At 38.5% G+C, this 20,830-nt stretch carries 16 protein-coding genes; 2 read left to right on the top strand and 14 right to left on the bottom strand.

Annotated elements, in window-relative coordinates:
• Positions 1–5: 5 nt before the first annotated feature.
• The 5 genes from BCR25_RS14690 to BCR25_RS14670 form a co-directional block, all read right to left on the bottom strand.
• Positions 6–1,475, bottom strand: coding sequence for a MucBP domain-containing protein (locus tag BCR25_RS14690; RefSeq protein WP_069664341.1), 1,470 nt, complete (start codon positions 1,473–1,475; stop codon positions 6–8).
• Positions 1,476–1,704: 229 nt separating this feature from the next.
• Positions 1,705–3,357, bottom strand: a complete 1,653-nt coding sequence (locus BCR25_RS14685) for a peptide ABC transporter substrate-binding protein (RefSeq protein ID WP_069664340.1) — start codon at positions 3,355–3,357, stop codon at positions 1,705–1,707.
• A 180-nt stretch (positions 3,358–3,537) separates the two neighbouring features.
• On the bottom strand, positions 3,538–5,094 hold the full coding sequence (gene rny / locus BCR25_RS14680; protein ID WP_069664339.1) for a ribonuclease Y: 1,557 nt from the start codon (positions 5,092–5,094) through the stop codon (positions 3,538–3,540).
• Between the two features lie 257 nt (positions 5,095–5,351).
• On the bottom strand, positions 5,352–6,401 hold the full coding sequence (gene recA / locus BCR25_RS14675) for a recombinase RecA (protein ID WP_069664338.1): 1,050 nt from the start codon (positions 6,399–6,401) through the stop codon (positions 5,352–5,354).
• Positions 6,402–6,510: 109 nt separating this feature from the next.
• Positions 6,511–7,758: a competence/damage-inducible protein A gene (locus BCR25_RS14670; protein ID WP_069664337.1), complete on the bottom strand. Its 1,248-nt coding sequence runs from the start codon at positions 7,756–7,758 to the stop codon at positions 6,511–6,513.
• A 173-nt stretch (positions 7,759–7,931) separates the two neighbouring features.
• Between BCR25_RS14670 and BCR25_RS14665 the strand changes: the two genes are divergently transcribed.
• On the top strand, positions 7,932–9,095 hold the full coding sequence (locus BCR25_RS14665; RefSeq protein WP_245792200.1) for a hypothetical protein: 1,164 nt from the start codon (positions 7,932–7,934) through the stop codon (positions 9,093–9,095).
• A 142-nt stretch (positions 9,096–9,237) separates the two neighbouring features.
• Here the strand turns inward: BCR25_RS14665 and BCR25_RS14660 are convergent, their stop codons facing one another.
• From BCR25_RS14660 to BCR25_RS14650, 3 genes are all read right to left on the bottom strand, one after another.
• Positions 9,238–9,861 carry an NAD(P)-dependent oxidoreductase gene (locus BCR25_RS14660; protein WP_069664336.1) on the bottom strand — a complete coding sequence of 208 codons (624 nt, stop codon included), beginning with the start codon at positions 9,859–9,861 and terminating at the stop codon, positions 9,238–9,240.
• A gap of 77 nt (positions 9,862–9,938) precedes the next feature.
• Positions 9,939–10,352, bottom strand: a complete 414-nt coding sequence (locus tag BCR25_RS14655; RefSeq protein WP_069664335.1) for an Rrf2 family transcriptional regulator — start codon at positions 10,350–10,352, stop codon at positions 9,939–9,941.
• Positions 10,353–10,437: 85 nt separating this feature from the next.
• Positions 10,438–11,283: a helix-turn-helix domain-containing protein gene (locus BCR25_RS14650; protein ID WP_069664334.1), complete on the bottom strand. Its 846-nt coding sequence runs from the start codon at positions 11,281–11,283 to the stop codon at positions 10,438–10,440.
• A 91-nt stretch (positions 11,284–11,374) separates the two neighbouring features.
• Here BCR25_RS14650 and BCR25_RS14645 point away from each other — a divergent pair, with 91 nt between their 5' ends.
• Entirely contained in the window at positions 11,375–12,550 is a 1,176-nt protein-coding gene (locus tag BCR25_RS14645) for an MFS transporter (protein ID WP_069664333.1), read from the top strand.
• Between the two features lie 71 nt (positions 12,551–12,621).
• Here BCR25_RS14645 and hylB read toward each other — a convergent pair whose 3' ends face one another.
• The 6 genes from hylB to BCR25_RS20005 form a co-directional block, all read right to left on the bottom strand.
• A complete protein-coding gene (gene hylB, locus BCR25_RS14640; RefSeq protein ID WP_069664488.1) occupies positions 12,622–15,642 on the bottom strand; it encodes a hyaluronate lyase HylB in 3,021 nt (1,006 codons plus the stop codon).
• 252 nt (positions 15,643–15,894) lie between these two features.
• On the bottom strand, positions 15,895–16,698 hold the full coding sequence (locus tag BCR25_RS14635) for a gluconate 5-dehydrogenase (protein WP_069664332.1): 804 nt from the start codon (positions 16,696–16,698) through the stop codon (positions 15,895–15,897).
• A 15-nt stretch (positions 16,699–16,713) separates the two neighbouring features.
• Positions 16,714–17,547: a 5-dehydro-4-deoxy-D-glucuronate isomerase gene (kduI, locus tag BCR25_RS14630; protein WP_069664331.1), complete on the bottom strand. Its 834-nt coding sequence runs from the start codon at positions 17,545–17,547 to the stop codon at positions 16,714–16,716.
• Between the two features lie 68 nt (positions 17,548–17,615).
• A complete protein-coding gene (locus BCR25_RS14625; RefSeq protein ID WP_211272516.1) occupies positions 17,616–18,416 on the bottom strand; it encodes a PTS system mannose/fructose/sorbose family transporter subunit IID in 801 nt (266 codons plus the stop codon).
• Complete coding sequence (locus BCR25_RS14620) at positions 18,409–19,200, bottom strand: PTS mannose/fructose/sorbose/N-acetylgalactosamine transporter subunit IIC (RefSeq protein WP_069664329.1); 792 nt, start codon at positions 19,198–19,200, stop codon at positions 18,409–18,411. Before BCR25_RS14620 ends, BCR25_RS14625 begins: the two co-directional genes overlap by 8 nt.
• A gap of 515 nt (positions 19,201–19,715) precedes the next feature.
• Positions 19,716–20,642: a PTS sugar transporter subunit IIAB gene (locus BCR25_RS20005; protein ID WP_139124598.1), complete on the bottom strand. Its 927-nt coding sequence runs from the start codon at positions 20,640–20,642 to the stop codon at positions 19,716–19,718.
• Positions 20,643–20,830 lie beyond the last annotated feature (188 nt).

Genomic DNA, 20,830 nt, shown 5'->3' with positions numbered 1-20,830 from the left:
TTATTTTACGGTTCAGGAATTACTGTTGGGATATACGTCACTTCATACGTAACGTCAATTGATATTTGATCAGCAACTCCCGTATAATTAACAGGAATATACTCTGGCTTTTCAGAGAAAAACAAGAAGTTTGAATAACTGTCGATTGCTATGGTCCAGCCTAATTCTTCGATTGGATTAGGGAAATCAAGTGTATTCATTGTTTCTCCTGTCGGCTTGGTTATCAAAAATCTGATTTCTTTTGGTAGTGTATAGTTTGTTCCAACTTTAACTGTTAATTGATCTGATGGGACTGTAACACCTTGAGCATACGTTTGTCCATTATAGGTACTGGTAAAATAGTAATCATCAATGTCATTAATCTCTGGTCTTAGATACTCCGCATAGGTAGTGATTGACGTTAATGTCAGCGGCTGCTTCGTCCATTTATCGATATAATGAATATTGATCGTTACTTCATCTGTGTAATATAAATTGATCACAAGCTCCTCCGACGTAAATACACCATCCAATGCGCCAGATGCTTGTTCAAATAAGAAACCAGGAATATCTTTTGCTGTCACTTGAAAGCTTTCTCCTAGTTCACCATTTAATTGCTCTGAAGCCTGAATTTCTTCGCCACTACTATTCAAATAACGCACAGTTACTTTCCCTTGTTGTGTTGTTTCTTTTTGGTATTCATAAACAATAGTTTGTTCTTGTTCTTTAAAAACACCCACAGCATTGGCTGGTAAATTCGCTTCATTTAGTTTATAACCGGAAATCGATAGTTTATATGCTTCTGTTGAAGCATCATAGGCTTCGCCAATTTTTCCACTAATGGTTTGCGGAGCATGGAGTTCTTTTTTATTTTCATCTACATATATTACATTTACTTTTGATTCAGTATTCGGCGGAAGTATTTCTGCGGTCGGATAATAACCTACGTAAACATATCCATCGATAGCGTTTGGTTCAATCATTTTTACTTCTCCTTCAGACAACGAGAGACTTTCTGCTGGAATCAACGCTTCTCCGTTTGCCAAGGCAGTTACTGTTGATGGACCGATTGCGGTCGGAACGATAATGATCAGTAGCAATTTTGAATATTTTTTATGTTTATATAAAATAAATAGACTAACAGCAATAAAACCGCTACCATATAAGACCCACATCAAATGACTACTTTCCCCTGCTTTTGGCAGATTGGACTGTCTAGTTGGTTTAGTCGGTGTTCCTTGTTTAGTTACTACAGCTGGTTTTATCGAATTTTCGCTAGAACTTGGTTGAGTTTCTTCAGTAACTTTTTGATACACAAGATTATATTGTGCGTACTGATTGCTTAAGGTCGGCTTCTCTTTAATAATTTCTGCTTGTTCTTGAGACGTAAGTGTAACAATATCATAAAAATTTATTTGTGTCGCAGCTTCACTAGTTAATGGTGAAAAGAAAAACGCCACTATCAAAATAAAAAAACAAACAACTATCTTCTTCATATTCCATCTCCTTATCCTAAATTGCACTTTTTCCATAATAAAAGATATTTATCAAAAAAATATATTATTTTTATTTTTTTACATAAAAATTAATAAATATAGCTTGTTTTTTATTCGATATGTTGTCTTTGATCTTATCATTCAGGTATGATTTCTCTCGTTTGTAATAGCTGCTAAAAAAAAGGATGAGACCAACAATTTCTTGCTGGTCTCATCCTTTTTAAATAAATTATTCTTCAATATATGTCCATTTGAAATCGTATTTAGCACCAGTTGAATGATATACGACGTCTTTGATTTTATCCGAACGTAGGCGCGCTTCCGCTTTTTGATACAACGGCACAACACCCATGTCATCCATAATAATCTTTTCTGCATCCAGCATATCTTGCCAGCGAGCTTCAGGATTATTAGCATTTGTTGTTGCTGCATTTTCTACTAGTTTATCATACTCAGGGTTTGTATAATGACCTCTGTTGTATGCATTGCCAGTGACGAATAAATCTAAGAAGCTGCTTGGATCAGCATAATCGGCACCCCAAGCACTTACAGCGATTTGGAAATCTCCTTTATTTGAACGATCTAAACGTACAGAGAACGGTACTGGACTAACAGATACTTTTAATCCGTCAAGTGTTTCAGATAATGAGCCTTGTAAGTACTCAGCCATTTTCTTCGCATTGTCCGTATCGTCAATCAACAAATCAACAGATAATGTAGAGATTCCTAATTCTTGTTTCGCTTTTTCCCATGATTCTTTTGCTTTGTCAACGTCATAAACGATTTCGTCTCCAGATTCTTTAGCAAAATCTTCATCTGTTTTCGGATTAGCAGCTAAACCTTCTGGTACTAATCCCATTGGAACTGTCGAGCCGTTTGCCAAGATTTGATCCACTAACGCTTTGCGATCGATCGCGTAAGATAGAGCTTTACGTAAGTTGGCATTGCGATATGGTGAATCTTCTTCAATTTGATTTGGTTCAAGATAGAAGGTTGATGCACCTTTTAAGATAATATAGTTTGGATCACTTTTCATTTGTTGTGCTAATTCACCAGATAATGGCACATCATCTGATTGTCCGTCTTGGAATAAGTTCAATGACGTTGGCGCTTCTTTTACAACATCGATTGTTACTTTATCTAGTTTAACAGTGTCTTTATCCCAATAGGTGTCATTTTTAGTATAAGACCAGTTTGTATCTGTACCAGGACCATCGAAATCAGTCAAAGTAAATGGACCATTGTACACAGCTTTATCACTGTCAGTTGTATAATCTTTGCCATATTTTTCAACAATGTCTTGTCGTTGAGGTAAGAAGGATGGGAAAGCCAATAAATAGTCGAAATAAGGCGTAGCTTTTGCCAGCGTGATTTCTAATTCATAATCTCCAACAGCCTTGATTCCAAGCTCTTCTTTTTTCATGTCACCTTTAGAAATTTGTTCAGCATTTTTTACTGAATTAAACATGTACGCATATTCTGATCCAGTCGCTGGATCAACCGTTCTTTGCCAGCCATAAACATAGTCTGCTGCGGTTACGGGCTTATCATCTGTCCATTTTGCATCTTCTCTTAATTTGATTTTGTATGTTAATCCGTCTTCACTGACCTCTGCTTTTTCAGCTGCTCCGGCTGGTTGAGGTTTGCTATCTTTATCTAAACGGTAAATCCCTTCATAAACATTATTCAGCGCTACAAAACTTACTTCATCAGTCGCTAAAGAAGGATCCGCACTAGGCATTTCTTGTCTTTCCACTAAGCGAAATACTTTTTCCTCTCCACTTGTACCACCGCCAGCATCTTTCGAACCTCCACCACAGGCAGCTAACGCAATACTTGATAACGCAATCAAGCCCAGAAAAGCACTTTTCTTTAATTTCATACTAAAAAACCCCCAGTTTTAATAAAATTCTATACCGAATATAACAAAGTTATAGGCTTATAGCAATTAAAACACTGCGACAGGTTTAGTAAAAATATTCTGAATTTTTTCTCATTTTTTTGAAACAAAAAAAGAAACAGTCTGCTTGTGAGCATGAACTGTTTCTTATACTTGACTAAATTATTTTGCGTAATCTACTGCACGCGTTTCACGAATAACTGTTACCTTGATATGGCCTGGATAATCCAGATCGTCTTCAATCTTCTTACGAATATCCCGCACCAAACGTACAGCTTCTAAATCTGTAATTTCATCTGGTTTAACCATGACACGTACTTCACGACCAGCTTGAACTGCAAAACTAGATTCAACACCTTCGAACCCATTAGAGATATTCTCTAAGTTTTCTAAACGGCGAATGTAATTTTCCATAGACTCGCTACGCGCCCCAGGTCTAGCAGCTGACAAAGCATCTGCTGCTGCAACTAAGACAGAAATCACGGATGTTGCTTCCACATCACCATGGTGAGAAGCGATGGCGTTAACAACTGTTGAATTTTCTTTGTACTTAGCCGCTAACTCTGCACCGATTTCCACGTGTGATCCTTCAATCTCATGATCCAATGCTTTACCGATATCATGAAGTAAACCTGCACGCTTCGCTAACTGAACATCTTCACCTAATTCAGCAGCTAATACACCTGTTAGTTTCGCAACTTCAATTGAGTGATTCAATACATTTTGACCATAACTTGTACGGAAACGTAAACGTCCTAAAATTTTGATCAAATCTGGATGAAGAGTATGTGCGCCAACTTCAAAGGCCGCTTGCTCTCCATATTCACGAATGCGCTCATCCATTTCTTTACGAGACTTTTCGACCATTTCTTCGATACGAGCCGGATGAATCCGTCCGTCTTGAATCAATTTTTCTAAGGTCATACGAGCAATTTCTCTTCTGATTGGGTCAAACCCTGAAAGTACAACTGCTTCTGGCGTATCATCGATAATCAAATCGATCCCTGTTAAGGTCTCTAATGTGCGGATATTACGTCCCTCACGACCGATGATTCTACCTTTCATTTCATCATTTGGTAAACTAACAACTGAAACGGTTGTTTCAGATACTGAATCAGCCGCACATCGTTGAATCGCTAGTGAAAGTAAATTTTTCGCTTTACGATCTGATTCTTCTTTTGCACGTTGTTCTGATTCCTTGACCATAACAGTCAATTCATGACTTAGTTCTTCTTCTGTGGATTTCATGATGATATCTTTTGCTTCATCTTTTGACAGTGAAGCAATGCGTTCTATTTCTTGGTGTTGCTTTTCAACTAGTTCTTCTACAACTTTTTCTCGCTCATCAATTAATTGCTGTCTAGCACCAAGCTTATCTTCTTTTTCTTCCAGTGAGTTTTCACGTTTTTCAAGAGAGTCATCTTTTCTATCTAAGTTTTGCTCTCTTTGTAGTAAACGATTTTCTTGAGATTTCAGTTCTAATTTGCTTTCTTTCAACTCACTTTCAATTTCTGACCGATACTTCTGGTTTTCTTCTTTAGCTTCTAATAAAGCTTCTTTTTTCAGAGTTTCTGCTTCTTTATTGGCACTTTCAATAATACCTGCCGCAGAAGACTTTGCACCATCTATAGCCTTTTCATGACGTGATTTTGCAACGACTAACCCTAAACCCAGACCGACAATTAAACCGACGATAGCGAGGAGAATTTCTAAACCCATTGTTTCCACCTCCGTACTATCTTCAAATTTTCAATATTCATGTAGTTTTCTGATAAACTATAATCAATTATCAATATGCCTACTTGCATACGTGTATTTACACACAACTTTATTCTAATGTTTGTGCACCAGTGTGTCAACTTAAAAAAGCCCTTTCTGTTTGAAAGCGGCTTGTTCGATTGAAGTTTTTAGGTCAAAGAAAAAAACAAACCAAGGAAAAGCCTCTATAGCTCTTCTTTGGTTTGTTTTTATATTTTTTATTCTTCGTCAAGCGGTAACTCTTCTTGGCCTTCTTCTACTTCAACAACCGCAGTTCCGTCTCCAATACCGTAGGCATCACGAACACGCTTCGATACTTCTTCAACCATTTCCGGATGTTCAAGCATATACACTTTAACATTTTCACGACCTTGACCAATACGTTCTTCTTTGTAACTATACCACGCACCACTCTTATCGACGATATCTTTCTCAACAGCCATATCAAGAAGTTCTCCTTCTTGAGAAATCCCTTGACCGTACATAATATCTACTTCAGCAACTTTGAATGGCGGCGCTACTTTATTTTTAACGACCTTGATTTTTGTACGGTTACCGACAATATCCGTTCCTTGCTTCAGTTGTTCAGCACGTCTTACTTCTAAACGAACAGTCGCGTAGAACTTCAATGCACGCCCACCTGGCGTTGTTTCAGGATTACCAAACATTACTCCGACTTTTTCACGGATTTGATTGATGAAAATAGCAATCGTTTTTGTTTTGTTGATTGAACCTGAAAGCTTACGTAATGCTTGTGACATCAACCGAGCTTGTAACCCAACGTGACTGGCACCCATTTCACCATCGATCTCCGCACGCGGTACTAAGGCTGCTACAGAGTCAATAACAACAATATCAATAGCTCCACTGGAAACTAAAGCATCTGCAATCTCTAAGCCTTGTTCACCAGTATCTGGTTGTGACAGTAATAGCTCATCGATATTGACACCTAATTTTTGTGCGTATTGGGGATCCAGTGCATGTTCAGCATCGATAAATGCAGCTGTTCCGCCCTGCTTCTGTACAGAGGCAATAGCGTGAAGCGCTACGGTTGTTTTACCTGAACTCTCTGGTCCATAGACTTCAACGATTCGTCCACGAGGATAGCCGCCGACACCTAATGCAACATCTAATGCTAATGACCCACTAGGAATTGTAGAGATTTGTTGGTCTACTTTTTCTCCTAATTTCATTACTGAACCTTTACCAAAGTTCTTCTCGATTTTTTTTAGTGCGGCATCTAAGGCCACTTTACGATCATCTGCCAATCGATAATCCTCCTTATATATAAACGATTTAAGTTCCTTTTCAATAAATATATCATAACTGGTTTATTTAAAAAAAGCAAGAGAAAAACGAACAAACATTCGCCTTTTTTTATTTTGATCGATCCACAGCTCTGCGGATCATATCCAAGCCTTTCATTACTGCACTTCGGCGAATGTAGCGTCTATCACGTGTAAAATGCTGCAGCTCTGCAATCGTCGGCTTTCCTTTTTCAGCCAATCCAATCCAGACAGTTCCTGCGGGCTGACCTTCTAGTTCTTCTGGTCCTGCTACACCTGTAAAGGAAACAGCGATGTCAGCCTCACTTAGCTCTCTTGTCCGCTCAGCCATCGCGATAGCACAGGCTTCACTGACAACTCCATGTTCTTCTAATATAGCTGGATCAATCCCTAAAAACTGTTCTTTGGTTTTTTCAGAATATGTGACAAAGCCTCCTTTAAAAACTTCTGAAACACCAGGTACATCACCCAATGTACTTTGGAAAAGCCCGGCAGTCAAACTTTCAGCTGCAGAAATTGTTTTTCCTGCTTGCTTTAATCGCTCAACAGTTACTTCTACTAAGCTGTTCTCATCACCGTAGCCATAGAAATACTCTCCAACTTGTGCCATGATTTTTGCTTCAAGCTGATCCAACAATTCCTCGCCTTTTTTATGATTTGTCACATTAGCAGTCAATCGCAAGGTCACTTCATTCGGCTTAGCATAAGGGGCTATCGTTGGATTACTCTGACCATCGATCAACTCTTTCAAATCCGTTACAAGCTGGGATTCTCCGATACCATAAAATCTAAGGACTCTTGAAAGCAATTGTTCTGCCTGTGGAAAAAGCTCCTCTAATAAAGGCCGGGCATTTTGTTTAAACATTGGTTTTAGCTCATTAGGAGGTCCTGGCAACAGTAAATAGGTTGTATCTTTCTCCGTAATCAAGGTACCTACTGCCAGCCCTGCTGGATTTTGAATAGCTCTACCACCCTCGATCATCAGCGTTTGACGTAGATTATTCTCTGTCATTTTATTTTTTGAAAAGCGAAAATAGCTGTGTAACTGTGCCAATGCCTGTTCATCTTGGACCAAGGAATGCTGAATATGCGCTGCCACCGTATCCTTAGTCAAGTCATCATCAGTGGGACCTAAGCCCCCGCATAAAACAATTAAATCACTCCGTTCTTGCGCTTGTTTCAACAACTGCTCTAAACGTGTAGGATTATCTCCTACAACGGTGTGGTAATACACCTCGATTCCTAAATCAGCCAACTCTTCTGATAAAAAGGTAGCATTCGTATTCACGACTTGTCCTAATAATAATTCTGTACCAACTGCAATGATTTCTGCTTTCATTTTTCTCCTCTTCTCTGTTAAGATACGCAAATATTTCTACTCTCATTTTATCACAGTATGTTTTTTTGGTGCGGGACAATGTCTTTAGTTTTTAATTTCAGAAGTATAATTCCTACCTTTTATGAAAAGATATGATACAATTTGTTTATAAGAAAAAAAGGAGGAAAAATAAAATGATGAGTGCAATTATTGGGTTATTAAGTGTTTTGGGGATTATTGTAGGAAGCGTTTTATCTGTAAAAGCGAAAATTCAGCACAAGCAAAAGAAAAATCCACTGCTGTTAACTGGTATCAGTCTGCTTTTATTCATTGGAGCATTCAGCTTCCCTTCATCATCACCAACACTTGAGTTTGATAATGATTCTGTAGAGACGAATGAGCAGGGGATAGCAACAATCGAAGGAAAGACAAATGAAAAAAGCGAGCTGAATGTAGAAGGAAAAAAAGTCAAAACGAAAAACGGCACATTTCGCTACAAGGTCACTCTAACAGACGATCAAGAAAAAAAAGTAACCTTCACTGCAACACTTGGGGGAGCTGACGAAGAAAAGACAATCACCGTCACGCCTTCCAAAGCCTTCGTTGCTTTTTTTAATGAAGAAAAACAAGAGCAAGAAACAATCAAAAAGGCTGAAACAGCTCTTGCACTTGCGGAAGATACACCTACACAAAAAAATTATGATGAAGCCGCTACGTTGGTTACTTCCTTAACGCAAGAAGATTTAACCAGGCGCTTAGCGATCGTTAAAGAAAATGTTCCTATTTACGAAGCTGTTGAACTGGCGGAAACAAAACAAACAAAAGAACATCTTGATTCAGCGACTGCTTTAGTTGATAAAGCTACGCTAAATAAAGATTCTTTATTAAGGCGTTTAACAGTTGTTCAAGAAAAAATCACCGAAAAAGAACATACTGAAAGTCTAATTGCTGCAGCTCGTACAGCTGTTGAAAAAGCAGAACAAGAGCCAACAGATGAGCACTACAATCAAGCGATTACTAAAATTAAAGAATTACCAAATGGACATACTGATTTAAGCAATCGCGCAAATGCTGTAAAACAAACATTAGCCTCTAAAAAAGAAGAAGCAAAACGAGTGGCAGAGGCTCAAAAGAAGGCCGAAGAAGCACAAGCTGCAGCAGAAGCTCAACAGGCCGCAGCAGCGGATCAAACACCGGAAACCCCAGCACCAGATACACAAGGCGTACAAGAAATGGTTCTAGTTACACCAACCGGTTCTAAATACCATAATCACAAGTGTGGAAATGGCACATATACACCAGATACATTGGAAAGCGCTAAAGCGAGAGGTTTAACGGCTTGTTCTAAATGTTACTAAAAAACGTGAGTGGGACATAACTCTTCGAGTTATGTCCCACTCACGTGTAATCCGAATAAACGGTGGGAGCAGAAGCAATCCCTTCTTATTTCTCGGGATTAAACACTTCTGTCCCATCCTTATTTTGCTTATCTTTATAAATTTATTGATGTACACTAAATCGTTGATCTGGGTGTGCATTATTTTGGATTTCATCCACCATAGCGATTGCATAATCACCATATGAAATATAGCTATTGCCTGCAGCATCTGTTTCTAGTTCTTCACCAGCTGCAACGTATGCTCCAGTTACGGCACCTTCTGCATCAAATTCTGCAGCCGGACTAATATAAGTCCAGTGAATATTTTTTGCTTCTTTTAATAGCTCTAAACCTTTGCCCATACCAGCAGCCACTGCTTTATAAGCCTCTGGGAAGTCTGGGGTTTCGCTTAAACGAAGAGTATGTTCCGGATTGACATATAGACTACCCGCTCCGCCAACAACTAATAGACGTGTTTTTTGTCCAGTTAAAATATCGATCAAGTGATTTGTTGATCCAGTAAACTCACTGGTATCTCCCCAAAAGCCCAAGGCGCTTACTAAGACATCAAAGTCTTGTATATCTTCTGTTGTTAACTGATAAACATCTTTTTCAATCACTGGTGTTCCATCTGTGATTTTCGTTTTATCTCGAACAATGGCAGTTACTTCTAACCCTCTTTTTTTGGCTTCTGCTAAAATGGCTGAACCTGCTTTTCCGCTTGCTCCTAAAATTGCTACTTTCATACTCTGATCTTCCTTTCTTTTAATGAAACTTTTTTTGTTACATTTAACTTTAAAAAGAGAAGAGACCTTTCTGTCTCTTAGTTCTTTATTTGATGGATCACATCCGCCAAAGGAATCTCTTTTAGTTCTGTTTCCATACGATCTTGCACTTTACTGTATTGTTCTTCGAGCGCAGCTTGAATGTTTGCTCCCACCAAACAATTTGGGTTGGGATTTTGATGTATATTGAATACTTCTTTTTCTAGTTCCACCGCTTCATAAATATCGTAAAGAGAAATTTCTTCCGGTTTCTTTAATAAATACGTTTGAGTTGCTCCTCGGCTAGTATGAATTAGCCCTGCTTTTTTTAGTTTACTCATCAAACGTCTGACAACAACTGGATTTGTATTCACACTCGCAGCAATCAGTTCAGAATTCACTTGATCAGGTGGACCAATTTCAATCAGGCTGAGGATATGGATCGCAACACTTAATTTGGTCGACATGGCCATGTCTATCACTCCAATCCAAAAAGTAACTATCAATGTTACATTTAAATCTTACTGCTTATTGAAAGAAAAGTCAACAGAAATATATTTATTTTTCCTCAATATATGAAATCAAGGAATCTACCGTAGTTTTATAGCCTTGCCGGATTAGTTCCTCCATAAGCACTGTTAGTGAATCTTTGGTGTTCTGTTCCTTATTTCTGCTAATAATTTTTTCAATAAACAGATCACTCACTAATTCTTGAAATAATTTATTTTGCTGACGAGCATATTGCTTTGCTTTTTTAAAATAGATTACGGCTTTTTCTGGTTGGTGGTGTGCTAATAGTAATTGTCCTACATTTAAGGATAAGTGAATGCTGATATTATTTTCTTTCGAAAAAGCTTCATATTTTGAGAATTCAGTTATTGCGCGATCATACAAAAAGAGTGCTTCATCTAATTGAAATATCTGAATAAAATTGTTTAATCGTCTAAAATCGTAAAAGAGCCAGTTTTCTAATTCAAATAGTTTCGGGCGCATGTACTCTGAAATATCTGTCATTGTCAGTTCTGCTGGTAAATTACTTTCAAGTAATGAGAGTTGCGAAAGTAAAAACAACTCATAAAATTCCGTACTTTCTTGTTTATACTCAGCGATTTGTTTAGCAGTTATCGATAGTTCTTCTTTGTTTTTGTAATTTTCTGCCCGAATCAGCTTTCTATAAAAATACTCATATCGACTAGGCAAAAAGTGTCGATCGATATACATAAATTCATCCACTGTAACATTTAGTCGTTCCAAAAGATTTACTACTTTATCAAAGCTGGGTATATACAGCTGATGTTCAAATCTTGATAGGTTGGAGCGACTCATGATCCCTTTACACAAAGTAGCTTGGCTGATTCCACGTGATTCTCTAATACTTTTGATCGTTTGCCCATATTGAGACATAGCCCTCCCCCTTTTGTGCGTATACGCAACAAAAATACTTTTCCATTTTTGCTCATGATACCATACCTTCAAACTAGTGTGGAGGTTTTTTATGCGTAAAAAAATGACAATTCAAGTGAAAACAATTCTTCTAGGTACTTTATTTACTCGGATCGCTCTTTTTATGAGCACCCCTTTTTTGGCTATTTATTTATCTGATGTTCGCCAATTTTCAGCGCTTGAAATTGGCTATATTGTCGGTATCAATCCTTTAGTCAGTGTACTAGGCAGTTCTTTAGGTGGTCATTTGTCCGATAAAATCAAGCTTTATTCTCTACTCTCTTATACACCGATTTTTTGGGGCGTCATCTTTATCAGCTTTTACTTTGCCTCATCTTTTTCGACTTTTTTATTGCTAAATGCTTTGAGCGGTCTCTGCTATGTTCTTTTCGAACCTGCTACTAAACGGACATTATCCGCATTTTCATTACCCGAACAGCGTATGTTTATTTATAATCTTAGATATGCAGCGATCAATCTCGGTGCTTTTTTGGGGCCCTTGCTCGGGCTACTTTTTTCTACGACCACTTCTTTATTCCCTTATTTAATATTAGGTAGTTTTTATATTATTTATGGTTTTGTGAACAGACATACGATGAAAGAAGCAGTCATTCCTATCACTGTAAATCCAACATCTGTTGAAACGGCAGCTACTAAAATTACTCCTGTTGTCGCTTATCTTTTATTATTGATTGGTATCACCTTTTCATATTTTGCTTATGCTCAGTTCAATTCTACAGTCCCACAATTTTTCGCTTCCAGTACGTTGTTTCGCTCTGGCGTTACGTTATATAGTATGGTTTTAACGATGAATGCAGCCTTGATTTTATTGCTACAACTTCCGGTGATGAACTATTCCAAAAAAATTTCTTCCTTTTTTGCTTTACAGCTTAGTAATTACTGTTTTGCTTTCAGCTTATTTCTATTGCCTAAAACCAATATCCTCTTTGTCCTTTTTCTCATGGTATTTTTTTACAGCTTGGGAGAACTCTTTTTAGGTGTACGTTTTGACTATTTGATCGATCAACTCGCTCCTAGTAATAAAAAAGGCTTTTATTTTGGTTTAGCCGAAATGACAAAGCTGGGTAATTCTATTGGACCAGTAATCGGTGCTTATTTGATACAGCTCTTTTCAATAGATGGTTACACCACGATCTTTATTTGCCTTGGCATGATCACATTAGGTGGTAGTTTATTTATTCAACTTAGTTCACGTTTCTCTAAATAAAAAAGCGTGTTTCGTTTTCCCTCTCTAAAAACAAGGGAAGTACAAACGAAACACGCTTGATTCAATTATTTTTATTGCACAACGATTTGTTTACTGCTGCCATCTGTTTGTTCAAAGGAAATCGTAAATGTATCAGTCGTTTCATCATAAGTGATGCCTTCACTCAATGTCACGATTTGCTGATAATCCTTTGGTAGTTTCACTGTCATTTTAGTTGTTGTTTGGGTGGGATCAGAAAAAACATAGCTCTTCTTCTCGCCGCTCGTTTTTTTCAATAAAGACACAGCCTTATCCGAAGTAATTCCAGCAATACTGCCACCCGTTTCTTTCCAAATATTGATGCCTAAATAATTCTCTGCTGCTATTTCTACTGCTTGAATATCTGCTGTATTCGCTAATACTTTTACAGGTTTTTCTGCTGCATAGGCCTTTAATTCTGCTTCGTCAACACCTGGCAAGGTCACATATGCATAGCTTTCATTTACAGGATTTTTCCCATGATCGATCACAAATGTCCGATAATTCCCAGTGTAAACTTCGTTGCTTGGAAAAGCTTCATTGATTTCAGTGTAACTGCCTTTTCTCATTTCACTAATGACAGATACCGTTGTTTCTTCGGGGAAATAATACCCGATACTGGCATTTTTATGATCTGAATTCAGCAATAACCATTGTTTACTGCTCGTTTCGTTCACCTGATCGATTTTGCCATTATTTGATTGTAGCTGATAAGTATACTGATCATTCAATAAACGATTATCCACGATCGTTTCGATCGATGCTTTTGTATCACCTTTGATTCCTGCACCCAACGCTACAATTTGGCCATCGACGACAAACCAAGATTTTTTCCCTTGAAGATTCATCGGCAATACTGTGCCATTGTTTTTCGTCCCAGTTTTATTCAATGCCATTCCAATGACTGCCTGATCATCAAAAGCACCACCGCCAACCCATTTTTCTTTCGATGTAACAGTAGTAAATGCAGATACTTCATCGGCTAATGGTATAGTGTCAACAGTCGTACCAGGCAAACGATAAGGATCCACAGTAGGCCAATACACCGCATTAAACTGAACCTCATCATCATTGTATAAATACATCATACCGTCAGCTGTATGCCAGCCGCGTTTGTTTTCTTTGTTCCCTGCCTCAAATGAAGAAATTCGACTGGAATACATACCTAATCCCAGCATATAATCGGCTGTTCGTTGAACAAAACGATCCATGGAAGCATACATTTTCGTGCCAACAAAAGGTAATGTATCACCTATAATTGCAGGATTATCCATGAGCGTCATCGTCATTTGCAGATCATTAAAATCTCTTGCATTGGTTAAATAATAATCTGGATTTTCTGTGATCCAATATTTTGCGGCTTCTTGAAATTTCTTTTGATATTCCGCTGGCGCAAATTTGGAAACGATCAATAAATTATAAACTGTTGTTGAACCGTATCCTACCTTAGTTTTAGCTGGAGCTCTTGAAATGGAGCGCCCATTGACCGTTGGCAGCATTTCTCCTTTATAAATCAATGGGATAAATGCTCGATCAACATTTTCAACAAACGAATTTACGATTTCTGGTGCCATTTCAAAGCTGGAATCTTTTGTGATCGCTAAAATCTGTCCGACCCCTTTCATCAAGACATTGCCGTAAGAACCAGTATAAGGAATGTTGTTATGTTGAATGAATGATCCATCCTGATAAAAACCATCTCCTTTTGTAACCAGTTCGAACACCGCTGTAATACTACTCGATGCTTGGGTGATCTTCCCTTCATTTTTTTGTAAAATCCCTAACCCTAAAACAGTTAAAGCAAGATCTGTACGATTGGCTCCTGATGTTACAAAATTAGGGATAAATGCCAAGTCAACAAATGTCCCTTGCGTTTTTGTGTATAGTTGTTTAAATGGATCCGGTACATAACCGCTCATCGCGGCTGTATATTTCTGCAGCTGTTCATCTGAAAGGTTATCTCCAAGAATCATTAGTATACTGGTGAATTTTTGCGGCACTCCCACTTGCCAGTCCCACCAGTTTCCATGATATTTTTTTCCGTCATAGCCTTTTTTAGTGACCATAAAGTCCAATCCCTCGATGATCGTTGCCTCAATCGCTTTGTCTTGGTACATCGGACTGCCTTTTGTTCCATAAGCTAAAGCCAGCTTTTGCAGCTTGGTAAATTGTGTGGTCAGATCTGCTGATGCAGTATTGCCTTGTTCAAGCGGCCAAAGGTATGTGCGGTTAGGTTCTTTATTCATGGTTTGATATAAGTCTTGTGCTTCCTTAGATAAGGTTTGAACGTAATTGACTAATGTTGGATTCGTGTCGTCATACTGCTCAGATACGAGCTGTTTCTTCCATTTTTCTTGCAACTGTGTATATTCGGCAGAACGATCGACGACAGGAATACTGCCAACCGCTCCACTACGCATCGATAATACATTTAACTTCGACAAATTGCCAAACATTCGAATTCCACTATATCCTTCCCAGTCTCCATCAATAGACGATTGGTCAGGATAAACAACTTCAGCATTTTTATAAAATGATTGATCATTTAAAAATACCTCAATACGTTTTGCTTCATAGCGAATCATCAATTTATATTGCTGACCTGTAATCAGTTTAGGTCCTGGGATATTAGTGATCCATTTCCCGCCTGGCTGACCTAACTGCCATTGCCCATCACGATTATAGGCAAAAGACTGCCATTTGCTAACATTTTGCGTATCTGCCCGAAAAACTAGTCCAAAATTAGCTTGCCCTTCATATAAGAAGGTGTACTCCAGATCACCAGCTGTCTGTTTGCCAGCACTACTATTCAGTGAAACAGATTCCAAGCTAGTTCCCTGTTTTGTATTCACAAGAAATAAGCCCTTACTATTATTACTTTTGTCCGCTTTACCTACTATATCCTGCCATGTACCGATTTGATTAGGAAAATCAGAGGTATACAGCGGCTGATTCGTCTGTGCTGTATCTGGACTGACTTCTTCAGCTAGCGCTGGATCAGCCATTGCACAACTTCCACCCAAAATTAGTAAAGAGCATCCTGCCAGAAATAAATATGTTCTACCTGCTTTTATCATTTTATACCCTCCATAGCACACATCGTGTCTGCTTTATTGTAACCAAACAACCCTTTGTTATACCCAATAAAGTAGATTTGCAGAAAAAGATAACGCTTTCAATAAAATGAATAAGCAACTGGGACATAACTTTGCACGTTACACCCCAGCTAGCTAAAATTTCAATACGTATTAAAAGCCAAAGCCTCTCCTCTATAGTCTTTAGAGTGATTCACTTCTATCATAGTTTCCATTTTTCCCTGTGTCCGATTATGGTTGTTTTCCAATGTAAGCTAAAATCCCGCCATCTACATATAAAATATGTCCATTAACGAAATCAGAAGCTTGAGAAGCTAAGAAAACAGCTGGACCTGCAAGATCTTGTGGTGTGCCCCAACGAGCTGCTGGTGTCCGTCCAACGATAAATTGATCGAAAGGATGACGCTCACCATTCTCTTGTTTTTCTCTTAACGGCGCTGTTTGCGGCGTTGCAATATAACCAGGCCCGATACCATTACATTGAATATTATACTGACCATATTCTGATGCGATATTTTTGGTGAGCATTTTCAATCCGCCTTTAGCCGCTGCGTAGGCACTGACCGTTTCACGTCCCAGCTCACTCATCATTGAGCAAATATTGATGATCTTACCGCCGCCTTTTTCGATCATATCGGGAATCACCGCTTTTGCCATGATAAAGGGTGCATTTAAGTCCACATCTACGACCTGCCTAAAATCCTCTGCTGACATTTCTGTCATCGGAATACGTTTGATGATCCCTGCGTTGTTGACTAGGATATCGATCGAGCCAACTTCGTCTTTGATTTTTTGAACGGTTGTTTGAACAGCTGTTTCATCTGTCACATCACAGGCATAGCCTGTAGCTTCAATCCCTGCTTCTTGATAAAGTTTCATTGCTTGATCCACAGATTCTTGAGATAAATTATTGAAAACGATTGTTGCCCCAGCTGCCGCTAATGCTTTTGCAATTTCAAAACCAATTCCATGTACTGCACCAGTGACCAACGCAACCTTACCGTTTAGTTGAAAGCTATCCATTGTGAAATCCATCTGTCTGCCTCTTTTCTATTTAAGTTCATCCATCGAAACCATGTCCATGTCTGTATACGTAATATTTTCACCACACATCGACCAGATAAAAGTATAATCTCCAGTCCCGACCCCTGAATGGATTGACCAGCTTGGTGAAATGATTGCTTGTTCGTTTGCTACGACTAAATGTTTTGTTTCGTCTGGTTTGCCCATCATATGAAACACACGTGTATCTTCTGTCGCATAATCAAAATAAAGGTAGGCTTCCATTCGGCGTTCATGTGTATGACAAGGCATCGTATTCCAAGCACTGCCTGGTTCCAATACAGTGTAACCCATTTGAAGTTGACAACTTTCACAGACGTTCGGATGGATATATTGATAGATTCTACGCTTATTTAATGACAAAGATTCGCCCGTCTCCATAGGGGTGATTTGATCGATACTGATTTTCACATTTGGGTATTTATGGTGCGCCGGTACACTATTCACATAAAACTTCGCTGGATTCTCTGGATCATCTGATTGAAAAATCACTTGCTTGGTTTCTTTGCCGATATAATAGCCATCTTGTTTTTTCATTGGTTCGGTTTTTCCATCGATCGTGATCGAACCTGTACCACCAATATTGATAACGCCTAATTCTCGACGCTCTAAGAAATAATCGACCCCTAACTCTTTTGTTAAAATAATTTCCAACGGTTCGGTCGTTGGAGTGACCCCTCCAAAAATCATTCGATCATTGTGGGTATACGTTAAGCTGATTTCTCCGGGTGTAAAAACTTTTTCTACTAAAAACTCTCTACGTAATTCTTCTGTCGAGTAGTGACGAATATCTTCCGGACTGTGTGTATATCTATTTTCCATGTTATATGCTCCTTTATCGATTTTTGTTCCTTATATGCTTGTAAAATAATAGCTATTTTTTCTTTTTCTTAGCCCAAAATCCCAAAAGCACTTAATGCGATGGACAGGATCAAAATAATCCAGATCACTCGTGTTGAATTTAATTTCTTTTGTCCTAACATCCAATAGGTCAATAGCACTAAAAGGATCGGAACAAGTGAGGGTAAAATCGCATCTAGGGTATCTTGGATAACTAATTCCACACCGTCTTTTTTATAGACAAAGGGAACCGTTGCTTTAATGACTGATGGAATCAACGCACCGATCACCGTAACCCCTAAAACAGTCGCTGCATTGGTAAAGGCAGATAATTTATCTTTCAGCGTGGTGACTAGTTTTACGCCTTGTTTATAGCCAAGTGGTAAAAGCGCTGCACGACCAAATAACAACGCAATATTGGCAATGATCCAAATCACACAGCCCACAACAGAGCCATTTTGAGCAAGAGTTCCTGCTACCGAACCAAAAATCGTTCCCCAAATTACGTGGAATAAAGAATCCCCCACTCCGGCAAGCGAACCCATCAAGGCTGTTTTCAATGCAACGATCGTTTCTTTTGCTTTGTGTCCATCTTGTTCTTCGATCGCAACATCGATCCCCATAATCAGATTCCCAAAGATTGCGTTCGTGTTAAAAAACTGATTGTGCGTCCGCATCATATCTTGAAATTGTGTTTCATCGTGTCCATAGAATTTTTTCAATACAGGTAAAATTCCATATAAGTAGCCAGAGCTCATCATTCGCTCATAGTTCCAGTTTAATTGACTTGCTAAAATATAGCGCCAGCTGATTGCATTCAATTCTTTTTTTGTTAGCTTTTGATTACTCATCACCATCAAATCCTCCTTCAAAGTCACCTGTACCAGAAACTGCTTGAGCTGTTCCTTTTTCACTATCACGCTTAAACACAAGCATCGCTGCTACCATCCCAACGATCGAAACACCTAACATCGGCACTTGTAGATATGCGGCTAAAAAGAAGCCTAAAAGTAAATATGGAATATATTGCTTCGTGGGCAAATAACGCAATAAGATTGCTACACCGACCACAGGAAGCACCCCGCCAGCTGTTTTCAAACCTGTCATCAACCACTCCGGCATATTTTCAGTGATCGTCGTCACCACCGCATCGCCAGCCAATAGCATCAATAAGATCGGAATCGCACGAGATAACCCCCATAAAAATGAACCCGATAGGACCAAACGCGGAATTCGTTTGACCTGCATATTATCGATGGCTTTATCTACACGATGAAGCAAGAATACATTACAAAAACGAGCCACAACATCTAATTGAAGCATCAGCAATGACACCGGAACCGCTAAACCAATACCATATTCAGCACCCTTACCAGAAATAACGGCAAACGCTGTTCCCAACACTGCACCTGTAAAATAATCCGGCACAGATGCACCACCAAAAGCGGCAATCCCTAAACGCATTAACTGTAGCGTTCCTCCAACCATCAACCCGGTCTTAAGATCTCCCATGATCATCCCAGAGATCATTCCGGCAATCGCCGGCTGTGTCAACGTATTTGAAATAAGTGAATCATTGATTGCAATAAAAGCATAAACTGTAATAAGAATAATTTGATACGCTGCTAAATGCATGAAAATTCCTCCTAATTTTAAAAGTGAAACAAATCGCTTAATCCTGTAGAAAATTAGGAAATTGACATTGAAACGCTTTTCGTTTCATTGGCAATTTATCTATTTTCCTAAGGATTGATTTGTACAGCTAGATACAGAAAAAGTGTAGTGAAACGATAAGTTCCTGAACAATTTAGGAAATCGTCTTAAAGACGCTCTTAGTCTTTCAGAGGATTTATCTAATTGTTGAGGGAACTGTTTCGCGAAACTAGATAACTCTAAAAGTGAAACAAATCGCTTAATCCTGTAGAAAATTAGGAAATTGACATTGAAACGCTTTTCGTTTCACTGGCAATTTATCTATTTTCCTAAGGATTGATTGGTACAGCTAGATACAGAAAAAGTGTAACGGGCTCGTCCAGTTATGACTGAAAAATCGATTACGGCATTTTTTGCCTCTCTCTATTTTTATCTGTTTCCCGAAAGGCTCGCTCTTGAAGTCAGATACAGTAATAAAACGACACTCTCCCAAAAACTTACCCTCGTAATTTCTTCATAAAATCAATCGATGGATCATTTGGTACAAGTTGAGCGGTTACATTTATACCTTTTGAAGCGATCGTTTCAAAAATTGTTTCTTCTTCCGGCAACACTTGAATACTTTTCGTCACTTCACGTGCCCCTTCTTTATAACTCATGTTCCCAACATTTACTGTTTTGATTGGTCCATCTGCTTCTATAAAGCGTAAAACATCTTTCGGATTTTTAAATAGTAGAAACAACCGTTGTTTGCCATACTTGCCTGCTCGAATATTTTCAGCTGCATCTTTGACTGGTAAAACAGATAATCTCATCGAAGAAGGTGCCGCCATTCGAAGAGAAGATTTTTGCAATGGATCAGCAGCCGCTTCATCATTGGCAACGATGATTCGCTGTGTGCTTAAACTTGTTGACCAAATCCCCGCAACCTGACCATGAATCAAGCGTTCGTCGATTCGAGTATTGACGATATTCTCTTTTCCAGCATACTCACTAAAATTACTTAGTTCTTTTTCCTGGCTCGCCTCTGAAATTTCTTGCTCTGCTTTATTCATACCAGCTTTAACATCAACAATATTTTCTTTTGCTAAACAAACTAACTCTTTAATAGAAGCTTGCTGATTTACAACTGCTTCGATCACAATTGAAAGAGTCATTCCGGCAATGATTTCAACTCCTTCTACATTCAAATAATTTTTCACAGCAACGTTACATGGTGTACCGCTTAACAAATCAGCAATGATCAAAGTCGATCCGTTAAGGGCTTTCATTTTCTCATTAAGTTCTTGTTCAAACTGAAGATTATCTCCATCTGGTTTCAACGAAACAGCATGTACCTGTTCTTGATGCCCAACGATCATTTCCAGACTGACTTTGACCCCTTCTGCCATCCCGCCATGACTGATCAATACAATGTTTTCCACTATTTTCCCTCCTAAAACGTAGGTCACCCCACTTAACATGTTATGTCTTTCATAAACATACTATAACACATAGTAACTCCCACGTAAACCTAATATCTTAATATATTGAATTTTCTTGATATCCCCACTTAATGTTGGTATTTAATGACATATGCTTTAGGAATCGATTGCTAAAAAAGAATTAACAT

Origin of the sequence: Enterococcus termitis, from assembly GCF_001730305.1 — a bacterium.
In the GTDB taxonomy this organism is placed as follows: Bacteria; Bacillota; Bacilli; order Lactobacillales; family Enterococcaceae; genus Enterococcus_L; species Enterococcus_L termitis.
The sequence above is the reverse complement of the archived record's forward strand: the minus strand, read 5'-3'. Positions and strand labels throughout refer to the sequence as shown.

Coding starts and splice junctions, on each gene's coding strand:
- BCR25_RS14690 (WP_069664341.1), bottom strand. CDS start 1,475: ATGAAGAAGATAGTTGTTTGTTTTTTTATTTTGATAGTGGCGTTTTTC.
- BCR25_RS14685 (WP_069664340.1), bottom strand. CDS start 3,357: ATGAAATTAAAGAAAAGTGCTTTTCTGGGCTTGATTGCGTTATCAAGT.
- rny (WP_069664339.1), bottom strand. CDS start 5,094: ATGGGTTTAGAAATTCTCCTCGCTATCGTCGGTTTAATTGTCGGTCTG.
- BCR25_RS14670 (WP_069664337.1), bottom strand. CDS start 7,758: ATGAAAGCAGAAATCATTGCAGTTGGTACAGAATTATTATTAGGACAA.
- BCR25_RS14665 (WP_245792200.1), top strand. CDS start 7,932: ATGATGAGTGCAATTATTGGGTTATTAAGTGTTTTGGGGATTATTGTA.
- BCR25_RS14660 (WP_069664336.1), bottom strand. CDS start 9,861: ATGAAAGTAGCAATTTTAGGAGCAAGCGGAAAAGCAGGTTCAGCCATT.
- BCR25_RS14655 (WP_069664335.1), bottom strand. CDS start 10,352: ATGGCCATGTCGACCAAATTAAGTGTTGCGATCCATATCCTCAGCCTG.
- BCR25_RS14650 (WP_069664334.1), bottom strand. CDS start 11,283: ATGTCTCAATATGGGCAAACGATCAAAAGTATTAGAGAATCACGTGGA.
- BCR25_RS14645 (WP_069664333.1), top strand. CDS start 11,375: ATGCGTAAAAAAATGACAATTCAAGTGAAAACAATTCTTCTAGGTACT.
- BCR25_RS14635 (WP_069664332.1), bottom strand. CDS start 16,698: ATGGATTTCACAATGGATAGCTTTCAACTAAACGGTAAGGTTGCGTTG.
- kduI (WP_069664331.1), bottom strand. CDS start 17,547: ATGGAAAATAGATATACACACAGTCCGGAAGATATTCGTCACTACTCG.
- BCR25_RS14625 (WP_211272516.1), bottom strand. CDS start 18,416: ATGAGTAATCAAAAGCTAACAAAAAAAGAATTGAATGCAATCAGCTGG.
- BCR25_RS14620 (WP_069664329.1), bottom strand. CDS start 19,200: ATGCATTTAGCAGCGTATCAAATTATTCTTATTACAGTTTATGCTTTT.